This window comes from Persicirhabdus sediminis, from assembly GCF_016595495.1.
Lineage (GTDB): Bacteria > Verrucomicrobiota > Verrucomicrobiia > Verrucomicrobiales > Akkermansiaceae > Persicirhabdus > Persicirhabdus sediminis.
Genome location: NZ_JAENIM010000032.1, coordinates 39,352 through 57,220 on the forward strand (window position 1 = coordinate 39,352; position 17,869 = coordinate 57,220).

Consider the following 17,869-nt stretch of genomic DNA (forward strand, 5'->3'; position numbering starts at 1 on the left):
TTAGAGGCTTTTTCTTTGGCTGAGAAATTCTACCTATCAGCTAGCTACATCAGCTGGGCACCCGCTTCAGCCAGCGGGCTACGCTCGCCTTTACTCAGCGCGATGTGCGCGGCAAATGGCTGACCTTTCAGACGGTTGCGGGTGTACACCAGACCATTACTGCGGCTGTCGACGTACGGGTTATCAATCTGCGCTGGATCACCAACTAAGACTAACTTAGAGCCCGCTGACATACGCGTGACGATGGTTTTAGCCTCCTTCGGCGTCAGCTGTTGGGCTTCGTCGAGAATGAAGAATCGATTAGGAATAGAGCGCCCGCGGATATAACAAAGCGCTTCAATTTCTATCACCCCTTGCTCTAGCATCTCATCGTATGGCTTGCGTAATGGGTCTCCTCCCTGTGGCTGGTTTTTCCCCTGCTTGCGGCGTGGGCCTTTTTGCGTCGCCGGCTGCATGAGAAAATCTAGCGCATCGTAAATCGGCTGCAGCCACGGGCGCATTTTGTCATCCAGCCCACCGGGCAAGAATCCTAACTGGTCACCCATTGCCACCACTGGGCGACTCACTGTTAGCCCGGTGTATTGGCGGTTGAACATCTCGTGCAAACCAGCTGCCACCGCCACCAATGTTTTACCCGTACCCGCCTGACCGTAGCAGGTCACACAGGAAATCTTAGGATTCATCAGAGCATCTATCAGGCACTTTTGACCGAGATTCAGCGGCTTCAAATGATGACCGTCGGGGATTCTCAAAACATCAGGAATTTGTAACCTAACGATAGTATTGTCACCATCGTAGCGGCCAGGCATCGTCTGCTTCTCGCCAGCGCGCAGCATCACGTATTGATTGAGCACAATGTTCGATACCCGCTCAGGCTCGACTTCTAAATCGCCCGAGCTAGCAAAGTTCTGCAGCTCGCTGCCATCCACATCAATCGTTGCTAGATCGTAGCTGGTCACCTCCTGCGGCTCAACTTTGTCGTTGAGGTAATCCTCACAGACAATGCCCACCGCGCGTGCCTTCAGCTGCATGTTTAGATCTTTTGTCACTAACACCACTGGCGCTGAGTTATACTCCATCAGCAACAAGCTAGCTGCTAGAATGCGGTGATCGACTCGTTCATGATCGGGAAATACTCGCAAAAATTGCGCCAGCGCCGACGAGTTCTTTTCACAAAAATCTGGATCGTAAATCACCAGCCTAACACTACCACCACCATCAGTCGCCACGCCGTGAGTCACATTAGAGCTAACCGAAAACATCTCAGTGAGCTTGCGGTGAACCTGTCGCGCATTGGCCCCGCGCTCGGATTGTTCATTTTTGAAGCGATCCAGCTCGGCTAACACATCAACCGGAATACAAATATGGTTATCTTTAAACCGCCCAAGGCATCCGGGATCATGCAGCAGCACATTGGTATCCAGCACAAAATTCTTGGCTACTTGCGACGGAGCTTTCAGCCCGTATTCGCTGATACTGGGCTTTTTCATCTTCTTCTTTTTAGACTGTGAGGCTTCTTCAAATAGGTTCGTTTGGACTGGGGCCGTCATGGCGTTAGAGTTGGCTGGTTAGTGATTAATGATGCGTCTGCACCCGCTGAAATGGCTAACACTCCCTGTCACAAAGAACCAACCAATCCACGCGCACATACGCGACGGATATAATTATTTAAGTTAATTAAATCATCACACAAAATCTCCACATCAAGCAACACAAATCTGAGACAGCTAATTGGCCCCGCCCTCAGAGCCTCCATTCTGCCTTCGGCAGACCATACTAACGAAACGTCTCCGTGGGTTGCACTCGCTGAGCTCGCTGACCCACGGCTAAAATCCTCCAGCCCGCCGGGCTAACAGCTACTCCAGCTAGCTGAAAAATAACGTCGCGTCTACTCCAGCTAACTGACCCAATCTAACGATCCATATATTATAGCCATACGAAACCCGCAGGGTTTACAGACTTTAGCCGTGGGTAAGGGAGCCTGCGACCGCCCCCCACGGTAGCCCCGCTAACAAGAAAATCCCACGAAGTGGGAATGGAAATAAGAAGTTACTCCAGCCAGTTGGGCAAAAAAATACTGGCGAGGACCGGAGCCCCCGCCAGCTGTTATGGCCAACAAATTATTATGTTAAAAAACTGGTAATGACTTTCCATAAATCAGGGCTACCTGAAACCGCGACCCAGAGATAGATAATGAGCGGGGACAAGAGAGCGTACATCACCCCCGTCTTGATAAAGTCTCGAGTTTCTAGATAGCCACTTGCGTAAGCCACCGCATTTGGCGGGGTGGAAATTGGCAGCATCATTGCACATGAACAACACAGCGCCACAGCCACAGCCATCATCGTCGGGTCACCAGATGCTAGACCGATACAGATAGGCATGAGAATCGATGCGGTAGCGGTATTACTCATCAAGTTAGACTGAGCCACCGCAAGGTAACAAACAACAATCACCAGAATCCAAACTGCTAGACCTACAGGCAACAAGCTAGCAAACCATGCTGCTAGACCGGTCTTAGCAACGGCGACACCGAGCGACAAACCACCACTCAGCAGCAAGAGAACGTCCCACTGAAGCTTACGTACATCCGCACTAGTTAGAACACCAGTCACAGTGAGCCCAACAATAGGAATAAAGGAAACCACCGCACTTGGCATCTTGTGCCACTTCTCAGTCATCCACAATGCCACTGTAGCAACAAAGATGATACCTACCATGAGGCGGTGCAGCATTGAGTATGGGTTGCGAGCTTCTTCTTCCAGCTCCTTTTTCTCCACCTCTTTGAGCTCGATGGATTCCTGCTCGCACGGGTAGCGTTTTTTCAGGAAATACCAACCGACCACAGCTAACAAAAGAGCTGGTGGCAAGCCGTACTGCATCCAGCCAAGGAAGCTGATAGAATGTCCAGCAGCCTCTAATGCACCCGCAGCAATCGCATTTGGCGGCGAGCCAATAATAGTGCCCATACCACCAATGTTAGCTCCAACAGGAATCCCCAGATAGAGAGCTTTGATAAATGGATCCCCCTTTGGCAGCGCACGAGCTACAGGAGCCACTACAGCAATCATCATAGCCGCCGTAGCCGTATTACTCATGAACATACTGAAGACGAAGGTCACCGTCATACAACCCGCTAACACCGCAGCAGGCTTGGTTCCAAAAAGTTTCAATACCCGCATCGCAATCGCTTGGTCCAGGTCAGTTTTGCTAGCCGCAATAGCTAGAGTGAAACCACCAACAAAGAGCCACATCAGCGGGCTAGACCATGGCTGCACAAAGGCTTGCCAAGCATGGGTATCGCCAGCTTCTGCAAAAACACCACCGGGCCTACCAAGAATGAGAATCTGCATGCCCATCACTAACAAGGCCACCGCATAAGCTGGAATCGCCTCGGTAATCCACATCAGCGCAGCAAAAACCATAATCCATAATGTGGTTCTACCAGCATTACTTAGGTTATCAAACATCGGCGCGCCGCTGTGAGCCCACATTGCCACTAACCACGCCACCAAAGCACATAATGCAATTTTTACCAGACCACGAATCACGGTGTGGTCAACCTCCCCCATTATTCGGGCAGCCCGTGCCCTTGTATCTAGTTGCATACTAACCCTAGACCAGAAAAGTCTCGTGATGACAACATCAAGCGGCGCAAAAGCAAAATATGCACAGGTTTCGACAATGGGGAAAAACCTATATGGCTTAAGCAAACAATTGTGCCCAACAGCTACTTACTAGCAGCTAAATAAAATAGTCTACGCATCGAAACAAAAAGTACCGAGAACAGGGGTCGAACCTGCACGCCCGAAGGCACTAGATCCTAAATCTAGCGTGTCTACCAATTCCACCATCTCGGCTTGTTTTGGCGTAGAGCGGCGCCAATAAAGCAGAATTTTTATTTTTGGCAATCCCCTTTCTTCATGAATTTTTCAGACAGTCGACACAAGTCACGACAAAAGCTTGTTGATCAGCAGCTTGCAGTCACCTGAATAAAAGAAATTTCTCACCAGATCCCAGTGCGAGCTAGCCAGCGCATAGCCCACATCATCTAGCTAAGCGTGCCGCTGAGCCTAACTAGCAACGACAACATCGTCGCAGCTCACTCATAAGTAGCTCGCCATGAAAAAATCTAAGTCATTGAATTATCGTCAGCTAAATATCAGCGGAAACAGTTATCTTGATCATAGAAGTAAATTTCCAAAATTTTACCTTCCCCCATGCATGCCTATTTACTAATATTTTATGAAGTCATCATTAATAACTGATCCATCATCATGCCAAGCTGCGAATTTACCGTAAACAACAAACTGGGAATCCATGCCCGTCCTGCCGCCCAATTTGTAAAAACTGCCAGCGCCTATCCGTGCGATATCGTAGTTGAAAAAGACGGTGAAGAAGCGGACGGCAAAAGCATCATGGGCCTAATGATGCTGGCAGCTGGACACGGATCTGTGCTGCTCGTGACCGCTGATGGAGATCAAGCGGATGATGCTCTCAAAGCGCTTGGAGATCTGATCCAACGCAACTTTGAAGAAAACTAAAATTCACCGGCACTGGCGACGAGCCAGCTCGATTATTCAGCTCAATGACGATCGGCACTTCTACCAAGTGCCGATTTTTTTTGCCTATATCCATGCATAATTCGCAAAAAACTAGAGGATTTTTGCAAATTGTCATATATTCGCCTTTGACCCAGCGGTTAATTCTCTGCAAGATAACGCCGCATGCCTGAGAGAAAAAAAGAAATCATCATTCAAGGGACACCTGCCTCACCAGGAATCGCCTTCGCTCCAGTGCATTGTGTCGCCCGTGGATTTTCCGCCCCTGAGGTGTATGAAATTGAAGACCAACATGTGGCTACCGAGCAGCAACGGTTTGAGCGCGCGCTCGAACTAACAAAGATCCAAATCGACGAGCTGCAAACCAAAATTGAACAACTTTCAGGCGAAGGTGAAGGCAAGATTTTTGAAGCCCACCTGATGACGCTAGAGGATAATACCCTGCTGAGCAGAGTCAAAGACGCCATCGCCAACCGCAAACAAAATGCCGAATACGCATTCTACGCGGTGATGCAAAATTTTCTCGAAGCGATGCGCCGCATCAACGACCCGTACCTCAAAGAGCGGGCGTCAGACGTCGATGACATCTGTCAGCGAGTACTGCGCAATTTCGAAGAAGAAACTGAGGAAAATAGCGACCGCCCAGACCACAGCCATATCATCGTTGCTTACGATCTGAACCCATCAGACACCGCCACAATGGACCGCAAAAAGGTCTTAGGATTTGCCACCGAGCAAGGCAGCATCAACTCTCATACAGCCATCCTATCTCGCTCACTCGGCATCCCAAGTATCGTCGGACTGAACCGCGCCATGATGGAAGTAGAGACACTTTCATTCTGCATTCTAGACGGGTATTCTGGAAAATTAATCCTCAACCCAGAACCCGAAACGATTTCTATCTACCGCGAGCGCCAGCTGCAAAAACTCAAACTACAAAACGAGCTAGAATCACTGCGCGACCGCGAAACTACCACCATTGATGGGCGCGAAATCACTCTAGCAGCTAACATCGAATTCATCAACGAGCTGCCACAAGTGCAAAAGTCCGGCGCCAAAGGCATCGGCCTCTATCGTACCGAATTCTATCTGCTCAACGGCGGTGAACTGCCCGACTCCGAGCAGCAAGCTCGCGTCTACACCGGTGTGGCCAAAGCCATGCGCCCACACCAAACCATCATCCGCACGCTCGACGCCGGTGGTGATAAACTCTCAGCTGAACCACTCACTCACAACGAGCCGAATCCATTTCTCGGCTGGCGCGGCATCCGCGTTTCTCTAGCTAGAAAGGCGATGTTCAAAGAACAAATCCGCGCCATTCTCAAAGCGAGTACCGCTGGAAAAATCGGCATGATGTTCCCCATGGTTTCTGGACTGCGGGAAGTTCAAAGCGCTAAAAAAATCATCGATGAATGCATGCTCGAGCTCGATAAAGAAGGCATCGACTTCGACGAAGATATCGATATCGGCGTGATGATAGAAATTCCATCTGCCGCTCTCATGGCTAACGAAATTGCCAAAGAGGTAGACTTCTTCTCTATCGGCACTAACGACCTCATCCAATATACCGTAGCCGTTGACCGCGTAAATCCATACGTGGCTGACCTCTACAAACCAACTCACCCAGCTGTCATCCGCCTCATCAAGATGACCGTCGATGCCGCCTACAACCATGGCATCTGGACCGGCGTGTGTGGAGAAATGGCTGCTGATCTCGACCTAACACCACTACTCATCGGCCTAGGAATCGAAGAACTATCTGTCGGCTCACACCAGCTTCCGAGCATCAAACAAGCGGTGCGTTCGCTGTCACATGCCGAATGCTCAGCCATGGCTGACGAAGCATTGCGCGCGTCATCCAGCCCAGAAATTTTATCCTTATCCAAAGATCTAGCGATGAAATCCTACCCGCGTTTGTTTGAATAATAGTGACTTGCGACATCGCCCATCGCAGCTAGCTTGCATCTCCAGCCAGCTGGCTCCTAGTGCCCGTATTCACAGCTGATTTCCCTGTGCTTAATACAACTGTTAGCTTAGCTGCTTTTTTTTGAAAAAGTGTGTCTTACCCTTTGATAGCCAGTTTAGAGCGGCTCTGAGGCAGTAAAAAAAAATCTCATACAAGATCTGCTAACACCAACATCTAAGCAACTTAGTTAGAATGAGATACAACCGTTTACCTCATGCGTTTATCCGACTGTTAGTCTGAGCTTAGCCTTGAGAGCCCCGCCTGTCCTACACTTATAATTGAAGTGTAAATCCATTTACTAGCTGATTCTAATCCCCAGCTGTTTATGGCTAACCAATAGCACAATGAACAATAAATCTATACTCACAGGCTTGGCTTGCTATGCCACAGGCATGGCTCTTTCACACGCTGCATTAGTAATCGGCAGCGAGGACGAACAAAGAAACTGGCTATCATGGATCCAAAATGGCGGCGGCTGGACGGATTCAGAAACTGGTGAGGACGCTACTTGGGAAGACGGTAATGATGCCATTTTTTACATCGATAAAAATGGAGGAGTAAACGTCAACCAAGACATCGTGGTCAACAGCATCACGCGCCTCAATACCCTAGCTGGTGAGGGTGGGATGTTCCGCATCTTGGGCAAAAACAATAGTGCGACAAATACCAGCATCACCATCAATTCGTTTATCCAGGGAGACCCTAATGACCCAAAACAAGACATGTCATTTGGCCGCAATTTAGACGTCTATGGTGATTTTGAAGTTAGAAATATCTCCCACCTAAACTTAGAAGGAGGTGATGACAATAACCGCGGCGCGACCATCTATGGCACCATCACCATGACCAGCTCTACCACCGGCGTGCGCCTGCAGGGAGCCGATCTCTCGAATGCAACGCTACGCATGACTGGCCAAGCTCTCGATGTACAGAAAGATACTAGCATCAACCACCTCAGCGGTAGCGGTAGATTTTTTTCCGGTGGCAGCACTGAAAATACACTCACCGTTCAAAACCTAACGATAGGAGCTAATGCTGATGGATCAGGCGGTCTGGGTTCATTTGTACAGACCAGCACCGGCGCCCTCAATGTCATCTTTGGCGGCGGTGATGTGAGAATGACTGTAGAGCTAGGAACGGATCTCAGTGACGTTTTCCAAATCAAAGGTCAACTAACACTAGGTGGCAATCTAGTGATTAATACGCTAGGAACTGGCGACTTTAAATCAGGAGACAGCTACACCTTATTCCAAGCTGATGGAGGTATTGTTGGAGATTTCGACTCTATCACACTGCCTAAGCTAGAAGATGGCCTCGAGTGGATCATTGACCGCGACAGCAACAGCTGGACGATCACCGTGTCCGACAAAATCCCAGAGCCAACCTCACTAGCACTGCTTGGGCTTGGAGCTGCTGCAGCTACGCTGAGACGCCGTCGCCGCTAAAATAGCTCATAAGCTTTCCGCCAGCTGGTGAATCTATCATGGTTCACCAGCTTTTTTTCTTTTAGCAGAAAAGTGGTCTAGCTAACGGGCTGCCAAATGCCAATGAACGCCTTCGCCTGCCTTGGGTCATTCAGGCAAGTAGCGCCAACCTGGATCATCTTATCCAACTCCCCTTCAGCCAGTGCTGCCTTACGAAGGATTCGATAGACGCCTGCTTGATTTGATTTTTTCATCAATCCCAAAGCTACACGCCCCATCGTTACACGACAGTTGAGCTCCACCACAGCACGTAGCTGTAGTCGGTCGTCTAGATCTCGATAGACCATGGCATCTACACCTAGCGGGCCAACATACCCATCCAGCTGGCTAGCGAGTATTTCAGCTAACTGCTCACGATAGAGTGACTCAATTTTCGCCTCACTGAATAAAAACTTAGCCACTTCTGGGTCTAATCCAGATGCCCATTTTGGCAGCACGCGGCAGCCCAAAAATCGCCCCTGTTTATCATTGAGCACATGCGTCATGCCGACCAACTGCACACAGCCAGCAGTATCACGTTCGTATTGTACTGAGAAATCACAAACCTTGTTCAGATACGGCTCGGCGACCACGGCCCCGTGGTTTTTCAGCTGAGATTCTAGCCAGCGGCGGTCTGCCTCAGCCAGTTTACCATCAACTAACAATCGATGACCGCGTCCAGCATTTGAATAGTCAGATTTCAGCAAGATGCCTGCTGGCGAGATAGTTTGTAAACTAGCTAGCTGTTGATCTAACTCGTCCACGTCTACACGATCAATAACAACTCCAGCTGAACGATCACCGAGCGCCGTGAGCAGCTTTACGCCCATCTGTTTAGAGAAATACTCAGCTGGTACAGAATCCTGCAGCTGGAAGTCCACACTATCTGAAACCTGATCTGCCAGCGGAGCTAAATATTTCACCGCATCTGGCGACCACGCCCATGGTCGTAGCCCACCTAACTTACGCTCGCGTAAATCTTCCAGCGTCGCAAATTCAGGCAAATCAAAGCCAGCTAGCTGAAGCGATTCAAGATGGCTAACTGCTGGCAGTTCATCTACTAGAACTAAATCATCTTTGCGGCTCAGCGCCAGAGATATCAGCTGGAGGTCTTTCTCTAACGCTAGCTCCATCTTGTTTGGCTGATAGTTGCCTCCGCCAGCTGCCGCAGCTACGTACGATTCGGCATTTGGGTTGAACCAATGCACTACTGGCGTGCGTCCACGTGACTGCTCGCACACAGCTAGATGGCGAATAAAATCCTCATCCAATCCAGCTAGCTTACGCCCCTCGGCATTAAATGGCGCCATGCCCTTAGCCTTTGCTGGCGCTAGCGGAAATTGCAGATAGGTTTTGAATGCATTCCAGTCGCTCTGCCCCTGCGCCTTCCATTTACGGAACCACTTCACGCCGTGACCAACGTGATTGATTTCATCCAAATAAATCTTCTCTAACACAGCCGCTGTGCCGCCATCGCCCACTTCACGAAATAGCTTTGCGTAGTGTTTTGAGAAATCTAAGTTAGACTGTTCAAATGTGAGATTTAACCGAGTGACAAAATCCATAGGCGTTTCCATGTTAGCCACTAGTCGCCAAAAATAATCATTCACAGGCAGCTCGCCAAACTCAATGCCGCAATCACGCATGCGCCGCATGTACATCAGCGTATGCATTTGCTCTTCGCGCATCGCCTCATACACACCAGCGCGGTATTGCTTGGGCGCGTCGGGAAATTTCAGCAGAACCAATGCCATGAGCTCAGCAGCCATCAATTCGTGGTTGCAGAGGAAGTGCATCATTTTCCCCCGTTCGCTATCTTCGTCCATACGGTTCACGCCAGGAAAATCAGCCCGCACACCTTTATCTGAAATGCGCAGCTCGGCGGGTCGTCCCGGCGCCTCCGGTGTTTTCCACGCCTTGCCAGGCTGGTCGTCCATGGCAATTTCTGGCGGTAATTCTAACTTCTCCTCCAGAGTGGTCGCCATCAAAATCCTCTCGGCTGCCTCGCGCATCTGCATGCAGGCAAAATAAAGCGTTTGCTGGAAATCGCTAGCCAATTCGCCAGCCAGCTAGAAAATTTGCCAGCTAAAAACAAAAAAGGCTCTTTGGTAGCAGGACAACCAAAGAGCCTAATAAATTCAATGAAACAAACTACTTCCCTGAGCCCTGGATTTTATCAGTCTCTTTAAAGGTATTAAAGCGCTCAAGATCTTTGCACAACTGCTGAACAATCTCAGGATGTTGGGCTGCAATATCGTTCTGCTCTTTTTCATCTACGCTGAGATCAAATAACAAAGGCGCATCGTAGTTAGCTGGATCGTATAGTGGCGGATCTTCACGTCCTTGCTTTTTACCTTTGAGCTTAAGATAGGCTTCAGCGTGTTTCTTGCGGTTGAGCGGCCAGTGCAGTTTGTATTTCCCCTTACGAGTGAAGCTGCCTGAGCCAGCACGCCAGAATAGCTGACGGTCATCGGCTATCTTTGACTCCCCTTTGAGAACTGGCAAAATGTTCACCCCGTCAATGTCGCGATCTGTTGGGAGCTTGCCTCCAGCAGCTGCTACTAGAGTTGGCAGCAGATCTAGGTTAGAAATCACATTATCTTTATCTACAGTTCCAGCCTTCAGCTGAGCTGGCCATTTAATGGCAAATGGAGTTCTAACTCCACCTTCGTAGTAGGTCGCCTTATGACCAGAAAACTGCTTACAAGGACGAATCTTGGTGCCGCCATTATCGTTAGTGATCACCACGATAGTATTCTCTGCTAGGCCTAACTCTTCTAGCTTATTGTTGATTCTACCTACTTGCACATCAAAGGCTGTGATCATGCCATCGTAGACCTTTTGCAGATCATCGTATTCACCACTAACTTCCTTTGGCTTTCTCACCTTATTGACTGTTGCGCCCTCTGGTAGGTACTTCGGATCAACTGTATACGGGCTGTGCACGTTGAAGCTCGCGTAGTAGATGAAAAATGGCTTGTCCTTATTTTCTTCGATGAATGATAGCGTTCTATCAGTAAGGGCGTCTGTGGTGTAGCCAGAGCCATCTACCGGCTTGCCATTCTCACGTAGGCCATCCCACCTGTCGTAGCTACAGCCGCCTAGGAAGTTGAAAGCGTAGTCAAAACCACGAGCGTTAGGCTGATACTTTTCATTTACACCAAGGTGCCACTTGCCAATTGCCGCTGTCGTGTAACCAGCATCTTTAAGAATATTTGAAATGAAGACCTCTTTGGTATCTACCCCACGATCGAATTTTGCCGCTTCCTCGGTATTACCCGTTAGAGTCTCATAACCAAATCTAGCTTGATAACGGCCAGTCATCAATCCAGCACGCGATGGCGCACAGACAGCGTGAGTCGTGTAGGCTTGGCGGAAAAACACACCGTCTTCTATCAGCTTATCTACGTGTGGAGTTTTTAAATTCTCGTTGCCTGTATAGCTATAGGCTTCGTAGTTCAAATCGTCAGTAATCATGACGATGATGTTTGGTTTGTCTGCAGCATCTAGCGAAGTCGCCAGCGGAGCACTCATCACACAAGCACAGGCTGAGGCAGCCCATGCGGCAGAGAAAAATTGGTTTCGTTTCTTCATAATTGTATCTCGCCTCCGACGTACGGGGCTCGGATAGAGTTCAAATAGAATAAGATAGATACCTGTAATACAACAAGACAACTATCCCACACCTATACACGAAAACAAACTCGCAGACATGGATAAAAAACGAAATATATCAGCAGCAGCTAGAACCTAACATCAACTAGCTACAGCCAACTAACAATCGCCGCTATTTCTCAGCTGGATCGGATTTCTCAGCTGGATCGGATTTCTCAGCTGGCTCAGTATGCCCAGCTGGTTGGCTTGCTCTGAGCGCCTCCTCGTATTTTTTGTACACCTCGGGAGGCAGCATTTCCTTCATCATCTGTTGTGACCACGGTTCGGCAAGTATGCCATTCACGGTACCCACCAGAAATAGACAGGCCACATAAACAGCGATACGAGCTGGCCCGATGTTAGTTCCATGGACTTGGGTGCGCGCGCGCAAATCCCAGATGGCATAACCAAACTTCTTGGTGAAAAAATACGAAACGATTAGAGCGATGACAAAAATTGGGCCCATGCCCATGCCTAGGCCCATCACCCAGACGCGCACAGATCGTAACAAAGCAGCGCCGATACCCAAACGATTGCCATCGTCAGCGAGCACCTTGATGCCCAAAATGGCTTTGCCCGGCGTGGTGCCAAACATGTGTAGCAGCGCCGCCTCAATAACAAACCACGGCAGCAGCAAGAACAATTGCATTTCACTAGGCTCTTGATAGTAAGTGACAATGTCCACATCAGCAAAGTAGATGTATCCGGACACCATCGTCATGTAAATGATGAGGTCTAACCAGCGCGCCCAAAATCGACGCATCAGCCGTGGTGACTGTGGTAATGCTGGCGGCCCTTTCTTCGCTAGAATTTCACGATAGGGATCTAATGACGGTTGATCGTCGAACTCACCCTCGCCTGAGTCGATCCCATCTGGCTGGCTGATGAAATGCGACGAGAAGGCGCCCATTTCAGCGAGCGGCATCCATTTGTCTAATCCGCGGTGCCACGCTAAATCTTCAGCTGAATATTCATTGCGCTGGATTTTCCCCACCACTTGGTAGGTCTCCATTGGCCCTTGTTTTTCGCCGTCTTTTAATACCCAAACTTGCATGTTAGTTGGTAAATTACTGGTTGCGAAGCGAGCGAGCGGCGTCACTACGGGCAGCGCCAATCACCGGGAAGATGGTAGCGACCACACACATGAGGAAGGCAATCACGCTGATAACGACGATTTCGATAGAGTTGATCTCAGCTGGCAGCCCATCCGTGAAGCCATTGAAGTCAGCTGGAAATGGATCGAAGCCGACCTTTTCCATCAGCCCTTGAATTGGCTTGCGGTTCCAGATCACCAGCAGTCCAGAGATCACTCCTAGCAGAGTACCTATGAAGCCGATAATCAATCCCTGATAGAGGAATACCTTTACTAGCTGGAATGGTGTCGCACCGAGCGCCTTCATCACGCCGATCTCACGTTTTTTCTGAATCGTCACGGTGAACATCACCGCTGAGATGGAGAAGGCGGAAACCATCACAATGAAAAATAAGGCAAAGCTCAGCATGATGCGCTGCATTTTGATCAGGCCAAATTGCTGCTGGTAGCGCTGCATCCACGAGGAAGCAACCCACATACTATCAGCGATAGCTGGATCCACTACTTCTCTAGCAAATTGCTCAGCTAGGGCTGGATTTTCCATGCGCACGCCAATGCCCTGTACCATGTCCCCCATGCCAAAGAGCGACTGGCCAACTGGTAGAGGAATGATGAGAGGAGGACCTGGCGCGTGTGGTGTATCGGTGTAAATACCAATCACCTCAAGGTCTTTAGGCAGGATGAAGTCGGTTGAAGATTTGATTTCATCCAGCGTGGCTTGATCAATATCCACATCAGCCAGCTGGTCTAAAGTTGTCACCATCTCAGCTGTTGCTCCCGCAGGAAAACGTCTCTCAGGATCCTCATCGCTGTCTCTATCACCACGATAAAGAAGATCGAGGAAATCATTCACCACCTGCTTTTCCTGTTCACGCAGCAGAGGGTTGTCTGCCAGCATTTGTGCAGTGCCATTGATAGGGATGAGATCATTCAGCTGATAGATCTCCAGCTCACCGTCTACTACCTTCGCCTTGTTGAGGCTGGTTTTGATAAATTCAATCTCTGGCTGGAATGACTCAGCGGCTGGCGGAGCATCTAACCTCTCGAGAATCGGTTTCACTTTTTTCAAGTTGCGGCTGGATAGAGCCTGAATAGAGTCGCCCACCTGTAGGTCTAAATTTTTCGCTACAAGAGAAGATATCACCGCAACATCCCCCACGCCCATGTTGGCGTCGCCAGCTTCTATCACCTCGGCGAGAGCTGCCAGCTGGACATCATCATCCGTATCTATCGCCTGCACCTGCAATGGTATAGCTCGAGTATAAGCATCCTCAATGATAGCGTAGTCCTGCACGATGGCATAGGTGCTGGTGACACCTGGCAGAGATTCTAACCGCTTCTGCATACCACGCCACTCAGCTACTACAGGGCTGATCTCGGCATCCGGATCATCTGGCACGGCGGCCCAGTTAGTCATGCGCACCTCCACATGGGCGGTGTGTGAGAGCACGCGCTCGTAGACCATTTTCTCAAAGCCACCAAAAACCGACATCACCACAACCAGCACCATCACGCCCAAACCGACGCCTAGCAGAGAGATCAAGGTGATCACCGAGGCATGGGTGCGCAGCGGATTTAAATAGCGAGTCGCTAGCAGAAGACTGAAGTTCTTTTTAATAAGCCTGTAAAGAGTTGAAGTTCGGCGACAAGGTCTGTGTTTCCAGCTGGATTGTCCATCACAAAGCGCTGCGATCAGCGGCCAGCTAGCTGCTCGAGCGCGTCAGCTAAGCAGGTCATTTTTCGTCGCCCTCATAATACTCACGCTGCGGCAGGATGATTTTGTAGCGCACCGCCAGCAGACGCAGCACCACGGTCACGGTGATAGAAATCAACATGGCTGCATTTTCAGCTAGATCTATCGCCCGCAGCCCGAGGTATAAATACCCGCCCACAAAGGCACAGGTTGCGTAGATGTTGGATTTGCGGAAAATCGTTGGCACTTTATTACAGATAATATCAGCCAGCACACCGCCAAAGGTACCGGTAGTTACGCCAAGCAGCACCGAGATGAATGAGCTAGCTCCAGCCTCCTGCGCATACACGGTGCCAGCAATCGCCCACAACCCGAGCCCCAGCGCATCGGGGAAAACGAGGTATTTTTCACACTTCACCAGCAGGCGCGGGAAAAAGGAAGCAAACACAGCCAGCCAGAAAACCACTACCGTATAGTGACTATTTTCCACCCAAAACAATGGCTGACGGTTGAGCACCAAATCGCGCACGGTACCACCGCCAAATGCTGCCATAAATGCTACCGCAAACAGACCGACAACGTCCATCTTGCGCTCAGCGCCACGGATGATGCCATAGACTGCAAAAGCAACCACCGCGGCAAACTCAACAATATCAACAAATTCCACCTCGGCGAAATGCACATTTTCCCCTCATTAGTCAACCCGAGGGCAAAGAATGCTCAAAAGATGAGCAAGATATTCTCTCTAGCCACAGCGGCAAGCTCTGCTCACGTATTCACCCCGCTAGCTGATGAAATCGCTCTTTCCTTGCGATTTCCTTGGCCAAAATTGATATTCGAGCTTGCGATATGCGATTGCATGCCCGATGAATGCGCTACGCAAATTTAATTTTATTTTCTCCTATGCCTATTAATATCGAAATGCCAAAGCTTTCCGACACGATGACGGAAGGCACACTCGTTAAATGGTGCAAGCAAGTTGGTGATGAAATCGAGATTGGTGACATTGTTGCCGAGATCGAGACCGACAAAGCCACCATGGAAATGGAAGCCTTTGACGAAGGAACTCTTGTAGAAATCGTCATGCCTGAGGGATCTCGAGTCGTTGTAGGCGGAGTTCTTGCTATCATGCTCGAAGACGGCGAAGAAGCCGGTGATGCACCTGCTCCAGCAGCAGCTGCCGCGCCAGCTAGCCCAACTGCAGCTCCAGCTGAGCCAGTAGCTACACCATCAGCCGCTCCCACCTCAGTATCACCAATTTCAGAAGATGGCTCCCGCCTCAGAGTTTCTCCTCTAGCTCGCAAGATTGCCGCAGCTAAAGGAATCGACCTCGCTACTGTGCAAGGCTCAGGCCCTGGCGGTCGCATTGTCAAAGCTGACCTCGATGGTGCTTCTGCAGCGCCAGCTACACCAGCACCTGCGGCGACACCTGCAGCAGCTCCAGTAGCCCAGCCAGCAGCCGCAGCTCCAGCGTCACCAGCTATCATGCCACACGTTGGTCCAGAGGACACAGTGACACCACTTTCTAGCATGCGTCGCATCATTGCCGATCGCCTGCTCACCTCGAAGACAACCATTCCTCATTTCTACCTACACGTAGAATGTGACGCCGCTCCAATGATGGCGCTGCGCAAGCAGATCAATGCTCAAGCTGAGCAAACTCACGGCAACAAGTACACCGTGAATGATTTCATTGTCAAAGCGATCATCAACTCATGCCAAGCCGTGCCAGCTGTGAATGCTGCCTACAATGGTGACAGCATCGTGCAGTTTGCTAACGTTGGCCTCTCTGTAGCGGTTGCTGTGGATGACGGTCTCGTCACTCCAGTAGTGAAAAATGCTCAGTCAAAATCTATGCTCGAGATTTCTAAAGAGATCAAGGACATGGCTGGACGCGCTCGTGAGAACAAACTCAAGCCAGCTGAATTTGACGGCGGCACCATCACTCTGTCTAACTTAGGCGCGTGGGGAATCAATGATTTCAATGCGATTGTCAACCCACCACAAGCAGCCATCGTTAGCGCCGGCGCTATCGTAGAAAAGCCAGTGGTTAAGGATGGTCAGATCGTTCCAGGTCTGCGCATGGACATCGGCGTAAGCTGCGACCACCGCGTGGTAGACGGCGCTGTAGCCGCTCAGTTCATCAGCAACATTAAGAAGCTGATTGAGAACCCAGCGCTCATGCTGATCTGATAGCCAGCTAGAATTTCTATCTACGCCTTCTCGAATTTCTCGAGAAGGCGTATTTTTTTGCTCGCGTAGATTCCCCTTCCCACCAAACTAACATAACAAAATCTGTTATCAGATTGGCGCCTTGTGCCCTATGGGCTTCAAGCAAACACATGCTAGATTATCAATTGCTCGGTTCAATGGATTGAAATCACACATTGTTGCCAATTAGCATAGATTCTCTTAAAAATATTTGCACATTGGCATCGCTGTTTTATAGGAAAAATGCATCTGGACAAACGATCCTGTGCTCCCTAGTTTCCCTCATCTCGTAATACTTATTATCAATTTTATGAAAATCAAAACTATCGCATTGATCACTGGCCTAGCTGGAATCGGTTTCGCTCAAGCTCAAAACGCACCAGCAGCTCCTGCTGCACCAGCAGCTCCTGCACCAGCTATTGACGCAGCCACTCTCAAGGCTAACGCATCATACATCATCGGCCACAGCTTCGGTTCACAGTTTGCCCAAGGCGGCCTCACACCTGAAGACCTCGATGCGGACGCTATCGTAGCTGCATTCAGAGAAGGCTACGCAGGCACAGAGCCTAAGCTTAGCGAAGAGCAAATGCAGCAGACAATGCAGGCATTCCAAGCCAAGATGCAAGCACGCGCTGCTGAAGAGCAAGCCAAGATGGCTACTGAAAACCTCGAAGCTGGTCAGAAATTCCTCGAAGAGAACAAGAAAAAGGAAGGCATCATCACTACTGAGTCTGGCCTCCAGTACGAAATCATCAAGCCAGGTGGCGAAGAGAAGTACGTAGCACCAGAAGGTGGCGCTGACGAAGGCACACGCTTCATGGTAAACTACCGTGGTACACTCATCGACGGTACTGAGTTTGACGCATCACCAGAAGGTCAGCCATTCGCAATGCCTCTCGCAGTGATTCCAGGTTTCAAAGAAGCTCTTACAAACATGCCTGTTGGCGCTAAGTGGAAGCTCTTCATCCCAGCAGACCTCGCCTACGGTGAGCGCGGTGCAGGTCCAGCTATCCAGCCAAACAGCACACTTATCTTTGACCTCGAGCTCATTGAGATCGTGAAGCCAGAAGCAAAGCCAGCTGCTAGCGCAACAACTCCTGCTATCGAAGTACCTAAGCCAGCTGCTGAATAAGCAACTCGCTAAATCTCATTTTGTAACGTTCATCGTTGCAAGATGTCCTATTTTCCTTAAGGCTGTTGGTAACTGTACCAACAGCCTTATTTTGT

General features: G+C 49.8%; 12 protein-coding genes and 1 tRNA gene. 5 read left to right on the plus strand and 8 right to left on the minus strand.

The genetic code is table 11. The features are described from left to right. Positions 1–44: 44 nt before the first annotated feature. The 3 genes from JIN82_RS06165 to JIN82_RS06175 all read right to left on the minus strand — a co-directional run bounded on the left by JIN82_RS06165 (position 45) and on the right by JIN82_RS06175 (position 3,860). On the minus strand, positions 45–1,550 hold the full coding sequence (locus JIN82_RS06165; RefSeq protein ID WP_200310760.1) for a PhoH family protein: 1,506 nt from the start codon (positions 1,548–1,550) through the stop codon (positions 45–47). Positions 1,551–2,123: 573 nt separating this feature from the next. Continuing rightward, positions 2,124–3,572 carry an SLC13 family permease gene (locus JIN82_RS06170; RefSeq protein ID WP_200310761.1) on the minus strand — a complete coding sequence of 483 codons (1,449 nt, stop codon included), beginning with the start codon at positions 3,570–3,572 and terminating at the stop codon, positions 2,124–2,126. 206 nt (positions 3,573–3,778) lie between these two features. Further along, positions 3,779–3,860, minus strand: a tRNA-Leu gene (locus JIN82_RS06175). A gap of 417 nt (positions 3,861–4,277) precedes the next feature. On the opposite strand from JIN82_RS06175, the gene JIN82_RS06180 reads away from it, so the two are divergent. The 3 genes from JIN82_RS06180 to JIN82_RS06190 all read left to right on the plus strand — a co-directional run bounded on the left by JIN82_RS06180 (position 4,278) and on the right by JIN82_RS06190 (position 7,973). After that, entirely contained in the window at positions 4,278–4,544 is a 267-nt protein-coding gene (locus JIN82_RS06180) for an HPr family phosphocarrier protein (RefSeq protein ID WP_200310762.1), read from the plus strand. A 183-nt stretch (positions 4,545–4,727) separates the two neighbouring features. Next, on the plus strand, positions 4,728–6,488 hold the full coding sequence (ptsP, locus tag JIN82_RS06185) for a phosphoenolpyruvate--protein phosphotransferase (RefSeq protein WP_200310763.1): 1,761 nt from the start codon (positions 4,728–4,730) through the stop codon (positions 6,486–6,488). 384 nt (positions 6,489–6,872) lie between these two features. Further along, positions 6,873–7,973: a PEP-CTERM sorting domain-containing protein gene (locus JIN82_RS06190; RefSeq protein ID WP_234041810.1), complete on the plus strand. Its 1,101-nt coding sequence runs from the start codon at positions 6,873–6,875 to the stop codon at positions 7,971–7,973. Between the two features lie 77 nt (positions 7,974–8,050). On the opposite strand, the gene JIN82_RS06195 is transcribed toward JIN82_RS06190, so the two are convergent. The 5 genes from JIN82_RS06195 to JIN82_RS17570 all read right to left on the minus strand — a co-directional run bounded on the left by JIN82_RS06195 (position 8,051) and on the right by JIN82_RS17570 (position 15,113). Next, a complete protein-coding gene (locus tag JIN82_RS06195; RefSeq protein ID WP_200310765.1) occupies positions 8,051–10,009 on the minus strand; it encodes a DUF455 family protein in 1,959 nt (652 codons plus the stop codon). A 133-nt stretch (positions 10,010–10,142) separates the two neighbouring features. Beyond that, entirely contained in the window at positions 10,143–11,585 is a 1,443-nt protein-coding gene (locus JIN82_RS06200) for a sulfatase-like hydrolase/transferase (protein WP_200310766.1), read from the minus strand. 193 nt (positions 11,586–11,778) lie between these two features. Further along, complete coding sequence (locus tag JIN82_RS06205) at positions 11,779–12,699, minus strand: RDD family protein (RefSeq protein WP_200310767.1); 921 nt, start codon at positions 12,697–12,699, stop codon at positions 11,779–11,781. A 13-nt stretch (positions 12,700–12,712) separates the two neighbouring features. Further along, a complete protein-coding gene (locus JIN82_RS06210) occupies positions 12,713–14,290 on the minus strand; it encodes an ABC transporter permease (protein WP_325099476.1) in 1,578 nt (525 codons plus the stop codon). A gap of 181 nt (positions 14,291–14,471) precedes the next feature. Next, complete coding sequence (locus JIN82_RS17570) at positions 14,472–15,113, minus strand: trimeric intracellular cation channel family protein (protein ID WP_200310769.1); 642 nt, start codon at positions 15,111–15,113, stop codon at positions 14,472–14,474. A 221-nt stretch (positions 15,114–15,334) separates the two neighbouring features. On the opposite strand from JIN82_RS17570, the gene JIN82_RS06220 reads away from it, so the two are divergent. Further along, positions 15,335–16,624: a pyruvate dehydrogenase complex dihydrolipoamide acetyltransferase gene (locus tag JIN82_RS06220; protein WP_200310770.1), complete on the plus strand. Its 1,290-nt coding sequence runs from the start codon at positions 15,335–15,337 to the stop codon at positions 16,622–16,624. Positions 16,625–16,952: 328 nt separating this feature from the next. Further along, entirely contained in the window at positions 16,953–17,774 is an 822-nt protein-coding gene (locus JIN82_RS06225) for an FKBP-type peptidyl-prolyl cis-trans isomerase N-terminal domain-containing protein (RefSeq protein WP_200310771.1), read from the plus strand. The last annotated feature ends 95 nt before the right edge of the window (positions 17,775–17,869 follow it).